5 protein-coding genes and 4 tRNA genes are annotated in these 7,120 nt (G+C 70.3%); 4 read left to right on the top strand and 5 right to left on the bottom strand.

The features are described 5' to 3' along the window. The 5 genes from ACLFRB_RS11220 to prfB form a co-directional block, all read right to left on the bottom strand. On the bottom strand, nucleotides 1-1,644 hold a 1,644-nt coding region (locus ACLFRB_RS11220; protein WP_411069098.1), incomplete at its 3' end, for a ComEC/Rec2 family competence protein. Nucleotides 1,645-1,807: 163 nt separating this feature from the next. Then, entirely contained in the window at nucleotides 1,808-2,488 is a 681-nt protein-coding gene (locus ACLFRB_RS11215; protein ID WP_411069097.1) for an ABC transporter ATP-binding protein, read from the bottom strand. Beyond that, a complete protein-coding gene (locus ACLFRB_RS11210; RefSeq protein WP_411069096.1) occupies nucleotides 2,481-3,731 on the bottom strand; it encodes a lipoprotein-releasing ABC transporter permease subunit in 1,251 nt (416 codons plus the stop codon). The genes ACLFRB_RS11215 and ACLFRB_RS11210 overlap by 8 nt, the downstream gene beginning before the upstream one ends. A gap of 27 nt (nucleotides 3,732-3,758) precedes the next feature. Further along, the gene (gene lysS / locus ACLFRB_RS11205; RefSeq protein WP_411069095.1) at nucleotides 3,759-5,258 is read right to left on the bottom strand and encodes a lysine--tRNA ligase; all 1,500 of its coding nucleotides are present in this window, start codon (nucleotides 5,256-5,258) and stop codon (nucleotides 3,759-3,761) included. A 94-nt stretch (nucleotides 5,259-5,352) separates the two neighbouring features. Beyond that, nucleotides 5,353-6,472, bottom strand: a protein-coding gene (gene prfB, locus ACLFRB_RS11200) for a peptide chain release factor 2 (protein WP_411069094.1) whose coding sequence is annotated in 2 segments (ribosomal slippage) — nucleotides 5,353-6,393 and nucleotides 6,395-6,472 — 1,119 coding nt in all. Because the reading frame shifts where the segments join, the coding sequence is not laid out codon by codon here. A 170-nt stretch (nucleotides 6,473-6,642) separates the two neighbouring features. Between prfB and ACLFRB_RS11195 the strand changes: the two genes are divergently transcribed. From ACLFRB_RS11195 to ACLFRB_RS11180, 4 genes are all read left to right on the top strand, one after another. Further along, a tRNA-Gly gene (locus ACLFRB_RS11195) sits at nucleotides 6,643-6,716 on the top strand. Between the two features lie 44 nt (nucleotides 6,717-6,760). Beyond that, a tRNA-Gly gene (locus tag ACLFRB_RS11190) sits at nucleotides 6,761-6,836 on the top strand. 56 nt (nucleotides 6,837-6,892) lie between these two features. Continuing rightward, nucleotides 6,893-6,976: transfer RNA gene (locus ACLFRB_RS11185), tRNA-Leu, on the top strand. Between the two features lie 52 nt (nucleotides 6,977-7,028). Further along, nucleotides 7,029-7,117 (top strand) — tRNA-Ser (locus tag ACLFRB_RS11180). The last annotated feature ends 3 nt before the right edge of the window (nucleotides 7,118-7,120 follow it).

Here is a 7,120-nt window from a genome sequence, read left to right as displayed (position 1 = left end):
GCAGCCGCCGTGGTGGTCGTCGTCGCCGTGGCTGACCACCAGCCGGTCCACCGCCTCCCCGGCGTTGAAGCTGGCGCTGAAGCGGGGGCCGCAGTCCACCACCGCCACACGGATGGCCGTCTCCACCACCGCCGCGCTGCCCTGCCCCACATCCAGCACCCAGACCCGGGCCTGGCCGTGGGGAAGCCCCGAAGGGCCGGACCAGGCCAGGGGCAGGGCGGCCACCACCCCCCCGAGCCAGCGCCACCGCCCGGGAGCCCTCACCACCAGGCCCAGGCCCGCCAGCATGACGGCCACCGCCGGGACATCCGGGCGGGGGCCGCTCCACGCCGCCCCTGGCCAGGCCGCCACCCCCTCCAGGAGGCCCATGGCCCCTTCCAGGACCCACCCGGCCCCGGCCATAGCCAAGCCGGCCGGGCCCGGCAGACGGACCAGCGCGGCTACCGCCCCCACCAAGGCGAGCGGCACGATGACGAGGCTGAACAGGGGAATGGCCACCGCGTTGGCCAGCGGGGCCACCAGGGAGACCTGCCCGAACCAGTAGGCCAGCCACGGGCTGACCGCCACCACCACGACCAGCTGCAGGACCGCTGCCCGCCGCCAGCGGCCCCAGCCCGCGGGGGCGCCACTCAGGAACAGCCCGATGGCCGCCACCGCCGTGAAGCTCAGCCAGAACCCGGGCGCCAGCAGGCTGTCCGGGGACCAGAGCAGCACCAAGAAGGCTGCCGTGGCCAGGGCCCGTCCGAAATGGAAGGGCCGGCCCAACAGCCAAGCCCCGAGTCCCACCGCCACCATGATAAGCGCCCGTTGGGTGGGCAGGCTGAACCCCGCCAGCAGGGCGTAGCTCGCGGCCGTGGCCAGGGCGGCCACCGCCGCGAAGCGCGGGGCCGCCATCAGAAGCGGGGCCAGGGGCACCCGGCGCCACAGGAAGCGCGCCCCCGCGAATGCCAGGAAGGCCACCCACCCCACGTGCAGGCCGCTGATGGCCACCAGATGGGCCGTGCCGGTGACCTGTAGGGTTTCCCAGACCTCAGGGGCTAACTGGTCGCGCTTGCCCACGGTAAGGGCCCGTACCAGGGGCCCAGCCGGGCCGGCCGCAGCCGCCGCATCCTGCACCCGGCGGCGAGCGGCCTCCACCTCGGCCCGCCAGTCACTCGTAGATGCCTCGCCCAGGGGCTGGGCGGACGGTTCCGCGCGGACGTAGCCGGTTCCGGACAGCCCCCGGGTGCGCAGGAAGCGAGCGTAATCGAAGCCGCCGGGATTGCGGAAGCCCCGCGGCCGTTTCACCCGCACGGCCAGCCGCCAGCGCTGGCCGTAGGCCAGGTCTTCGGGGGCGGTGCGGTACCAGGACAGGCGCAGGGTCCCGCCGTACTCCCGCCAGTCCCCCTCCGGCAGCCGCAGACGCTCCACCCGGAAACGGAAGCGCTGGCGCTCCCCCTTGTCCTCCACCGCGCCGGCGATGGTCCCTTCCACCTGCACCGTGCGCCGCTCCAGGGCGGCGGGGAACGGATGGGCCTGCTGGCTGATGGCCGCAAGCCCCTGCCAGAAGAAACCCCCAGCAGTGCCGCCGCCAGGAGCGGGGCGGGCCCGGGACGGAAATAGAGGACACCAAGGGCGGTCAGGAGGGGAAGGGTCAGAACCCAGGGGGGAAGCAGGAAGGGTAGGCGATGGAAGGCCAGGATGCCCAGGGCGAAGGCGGCCACGGCCATCCAGAGGAAGGGCGTGCCGACGGCCGCCCGCAGGTGTCCGTTATCGCTCACGGCCGCCCGTCCCCCTCCCGAGTGGCCTCCGCCCGTGGCGGCCCCGCTCAGCCGGCTTCCAGATGGCCCTCCGACAGCCGGAATTGCTGCCCCATCAGTCCCGCCAGCCCCGAATCGTGGGTGACCACCACCAGGGCCGTGCCCAGCTCCCGGTTGAGGGAAAGCAGGAGGTCGTGGATGCGACCCGCGATGCGGTCATCCAGATTGCCCGTGGGCTCATCGGCCAGGATCAACGAAGGCCGGGTCACCAGGGCGCGGGCGATGGCCGTGCGCTGGCGCTCGCCGCCGGACAGCTCGCTGGGCTTGTGGTGGAGGCGCTCCGCGAGCCCCACCCTCGCCAGCATCTCTCCGGCCGCCTCCTGCGCCCCCGCCCGGCCCTGGCGGCGGATGAGCAGGGGCATCATGACGTTCTCCAGGGCGGAGAACTCCGGCATCAGGTGATGGAACTGGTACACGAAGCCCAGCTCCCAGTTGCGGAGGGTGCCCCGCTCCGCCTCGCCGAGGGCGAAAAGGTCCTGGCCGCCCACCCGCACCGTCCCCGCGCTGGGGCGGTCGAGGCCGCCGAGCAGGTGGAGCAGGGTGCTCTTCCCCGAGCCGGAGGAGCCGGTCACGGCCAGGGTCTGGCCACGTTCCACCCGGAAGGAGACATCCTCCAGGACAAGGATCTCCCGGTCCCCGTCCCAGAAGCGCCGGGTCAGGCCTTCCGCTTCCAGAACCGGGTCACTCATAGCGCAGCGCCTCCACCGGATCGGTTCGCGCCGCGCTGCGGGCGGGATAGATGGTGGCGAGGAAGCTCATCACCAGCCCCGCACCGGTAATCCAGGCCACGTCGGTCCAGTACAGATCGGAGGGCAGCCGGCTCACCGAATAGACGTCGCCGGGCAGGAACTGGGTCTGGAAGAGCCCCTCCAGGCCGGCCACCAGCTCCTCCACATTGAGGGCCAGGGCCACCCCCCCGGCGCCGCCCAGCACCACGCCGAACAGCCCGATGATGGTGCCCTGGATCATGAAGACGGCGGTCACATTTCCCGGAGAGGCCCCGAGAGTGCGGAGGATGGCAATATCGCCCCGCTTCTCGTTCACCAGCATCACCAGGCTGGAGACGATGTTGAAGGCGGCCACCATGACGATCAGGAACAGGATCACGAACATGACCACCTTCTCCGTGTGCAGGGCCTGGAAGAAGTTGCGGTTGCGCTGGGTCCAGTCGCGTACGAAGTAGGACCCGCCCAGCTCCTCCCCCAGCCGCTCGGCCACCTGCGGGGCGTCCATGGGCTCCGCCAGGCGCAGCCGGATCCCCGTGAACGCCCCGTCCAGGCGATAGAGCTTCTGGACGTCCTCCGCATGGGCGTAAACCAAGCCGGAGTTGTACTCATACATCCCCGAGTCGAACACCCCCACCACCGTGAACCGCTTCATCCGGGGCAGCATTCCGGCCGGGGTGGACTGGCCGGAAGGGGCCACCAGGGTGATGGGGTCGCCCACGTCCAGCCCCATGTCCCGCGCCACGGTCTTGCCCACGATGACCCCATACCCACCGGGCTGCAGGTCCTCCAGGCTACCCCGCTGCATATTGGCGGCCAAGTCGCTGACCCCCTCCTCCCATTCGGGCAGGATGCCGCGCACCAGGACCCCGCTCACGGCGCTGCCCCGGGTGAGCATGCCCTGTTCGCGCACATAGGGGGCGCCGGCCTCCACGCCGGGCACTTCGGCGGCGGTGTCCACCACCCGGCGCCAGGTCTCCTCGCCCTCCAGGTCCTGGTAGCTACTGACCACCACGTGGCTGGTCACGCCGAGGATCCGGTCGCGCAGCTCGCTCTGGAAGCCGTTCATCACGGAGATCACCGTGATCAGGGCGGCCACCCCGAGGGCGATCCCCAGCGCCGAGATCACCGTGATCAGGCTGAGGAAACCGTTGCGGCGCTTGGTGCGCAGGTAGCGCAGGCTGATGAAGAGCTCAAAGGGTCGCAAGAACGGCCTCGGCAGCGGGGATGGGCATCAATCGTTCCGTTCGGCGGGACGCATGTGGGGAAACAGGATCACCTCGCGGATGGAGTCCTGGTCGGCGAACACCATGGCCAGGCGGTCGATGCCCAGGCCGGCCCCCGCCGTGGGCGGCAGGCCATACTCCAGGGCGCGGATGTAATCGGCGTCGTAGTGCATGGCCTCGACGTCGCCGCCGGCCTTCTTCTCCGCCTGGGCCTTGAAGCGGGCGGCCTGGTCTTCGGGGTCGTTGAGCTCGGAGAAGCCGTTGCCCACCTCCCGCCCGCCGAAGAACAGCTCGAAGCGGTCCACCACCTCCGGGTCGGTGTCGTTGCGCCGCGCCAGGGGGCTCACCTCGGTGGGGTAGTGGGTGATGAAGGTGGGCTCGACGAGGCGATCCTCCACGGTCTGCTCGAAGATCTCCACCAGCAGCCCGCCCCAGCCCAGTTCCTCGTCCGGCTCCACGCCGAGCCCCACCAGGAACTGCCGCAGCGCTTCGGGATCCCGCAGCTCACCGGCGGAAAGACCCTCGTTGTGCTCCAGCACCGCCTCCTCGATGGTCAGGCGCCGGTACGGCCGCCCCAGGTCGAAGTGCTGGCCCTGGTGGGTGAGCACCGGCCTCCCCAGCACCTGCATGGCCGCCTCGCGGGTCATCTCCTCGATGAGGTCCATGAGATCCCGGTAGTCGGCGTAGGCCTGGTAGAACTCCAGCATGGTGAATTCGGGGTTGTGGCGGGTCGACACCCCCTCGTTGCGGAAGTTGCGGTTGATCTCGAAGACCCGCTCGAAGCCCCCCACCACCAGCCGCTTCAGGTAGAGCTCCGGGGCCACCCGCAGGTAGAGATCCATGTCCAGGGCGTTGTGGTGGGTGACGAAGGGCCGCGCGGTGGCACCCCCCGGGATGGGCTGCATCATGGGGGTCTCCACCTCGAGGTAGTCGCGGTCGAGGAGAAACCGGCGGATGGCGCTGATCATGGCCGAGCGGGTGCGGAAGGTCTCCCGCGTCTCCTGGTTCACGATCAGGTCCACATAGCGCTGCCGCAGCCGCGCCTCGTCGTCGGTGAGTCCGTGCCACTTCTCGGGGAGCGGACGCAGGGACTTGGTGAGCAGCTCCACCTCGTCCACGGCCACCGTCAGCTCGCCGGTCTTGGTGCGGAACAGGGTGCCGCCGGCACCGACGATGTCGCCCACGTCCCACTTCTTGAAGCCGGCGTTGTACTCGCCCTCGGGCAGCGCGTCCCGGGTGACGAAGAGCTGGATCTGCACGTCGGAGCCGTCGCCGAGGTGGGCGAAGCTGGCCTTGCCCATGACCCGTTTGGCCACCATGCGCCCGGCCACCCGCACCCGCTGCGGCTCCGCCTCCAGCGTCTCCGCGTCCAGCTCGCCGAAGCGCTCATGGATCTCCGCGGCCCAGTGGGTGCGCCGGAAGGTGTTGGGGAAGGCCTCCCCTTGGTCGCGCCAGGCGGCCAGCTTGCTCCGGCGCTGTTGGATCTGCTCGTTCTCCTCGTTGCTCAACGGCCCGACTCCGGTCACGGGTAAAGGTTGGAGGGACACAGGACAGCCGCGAACGGACAGCCGTCCGTCCGCGGCCGCGGGCAGGCGCGGGGCATCAGGCCTCGGCCCCGGCCCCCACCCCCTGCTTGAGGGCGGCCTCGATGAAGGGGTCCAGGTCGCCGTCCAGCACGGCCTGGGTGTTGCCCACCTCCACGCCGGTGCGCAGATCCTTGATGCGGCTCTGGTCCAGGACGTAGGAGCGGATCTGGTTGCCCCAGCCGATCTCGCCCTTCTCGGCCGCCTCGGCCTGCTGCTTCTCGCGCTGCTTCTGGAGCTCCAGCTCGTACAGTCGGGCGCGCAGGACCCGCCAGGCCTCGGCCCGGTTGGAGTGCTGGCTCCGAGAGCTCTGGCACTGTACCACGATGCCGGTGGGCTCATGGGTCAGCCGCACGGCCGAATCCGTCTTGTTCACGTGCTGCCCGCCGGCGCCGGCGGCCCGGTAGGTGTCGGTGCGCACGTCCTCGGGGTTGACCTCCACCTCGATGGACTCGTCCACCTCCGGGTAGACGTAGACCGAGGCGAAGGAGGTGTGGCGCCGCCCGCCCGAGTCGAAGGGCGACTTGCGCACCAGGCGGTGCACCCCCGACTCCACCTTGAGATGGCCGTAGGCGTATTCGCCGCCCACCTTGACGATGGCGCTCTTGATCCCCGCCTCGTCCCCCGGACTGACCTCCATCAGCTCCGTATCGAACCCCCGGGCCTCGCACCAGCGCAGGTACATGCGCAGGAGCATCTCGGCCCAGTCCTGGGCCTCGGTGCCCCCGGCCCCGGCCTGGATCTCCAGGAAGGCGTTGTTGGCGTCCAGCTCGCCGGAGAACATGCGCCGGAACTCCAGGCGCTGGACACGACGCTCCATGTCCGCCAGATCGCCCCGGACCGCCTCCAGGGTCTCCTCGTCGTCCTCGGCCTCGGCCAGCTCCAGCAGCTCGTCGGCGCTCTCCACCTGCTGGGCCAGCTCCTCCAGGGGCGCCACCTGCTCCTTGAACCGATGGAACTCCTGGCTCAGCTGCTGCGCGTGGTCGGGATCGTCCCAGAGATCGGGGGCGGCGAGCTCGTGCTCCAGCTCGTCGAGGCGCTCCTTCAGGCGAGGGACGTCAAAGATACCTCCGTAGGCCGTCCACACGGCCACGCAGGTCCTCGATCCACTCCCGGGGCTTGCGCTGTTCTTCGCTCAAAACGCTCTCCTGCGTGTGTTCGTCGCCGACTCCCAAGAAACGCCATATTCTGCCACAAGGCCGCCCGCGGCTCACCCGCAGGCGCATTTTCTGCGGCGGAAGCCGTCCCGTCCCACGGGGGACACGGTTTCCCTCGCCCGGCAAGTACGGTATCCTTTGCCCTTCGGGCGGCGGGGGTAGTTCAACGGCAGAACCTCAGCCTTCCAAGCTGATGATGCGGGTTCGATTCCCGTCCCCCGCTCCAATCCGACCGCCTCGGAGCCTCCGGAAATCCGGGGCGGGCCCAAGGCGGGCGTAGCTCAGTTGGTAGAGCACCACCTTGCCAAGGTGGATGTCGCCGGTTCGAGTCCGGTCGCCCGCTCCAGACGTTCGCGGGCGGGGCCCGGGCTGGACGCCGCGGCCCCTGCGCACCGCCCACGTGGGACGGTGGCGGAACTGGTAGACGCGCTGGATTTAGGATCCAGTACCTACGGTGTGCGGGTTCGAGTCCCGCCCGTCCCACCAGTATGCCGGTCCGTGCGTAACCAAACCGGCCCGTGCCGGCCGGCGCCGCGCCGGAGGGGTGGCCGAGTGGACGAAGGCGCCTGACTCGAAATCAGGTGACGGTTCTGCCGTCCGGGGGTTCGAATCCCTCCCCCTCCGCCATAT

It is taken from the genome of Thiohalorhabdus sp. (assembly GCF_046545655.1).
In the GTDB taxonomy this organism is placed as follows: domain Bacteria; phylum Pseudomonadota; class Gammaproteobacteria; order Thiohalorhabdales; family Thiohalorhabdaceae; genus Thiohalorhabdus.
The sequence above is the reverse complement of the archived record's forward strand: the minus strand, read 5'-3'. Positions and strand labels throughout refer to the sequence as shown.

What these genes read in the sequence shown, in the direction of transcription:
- ACLFRB_RS11215 (WP_411069097.1), bottom strand. Translation starts at nt 2,488, where the DNA reads ATGAGTGACCCGGTTCTGGAAGCGGAAGGCCTGACCCGGCGCTTCTGG.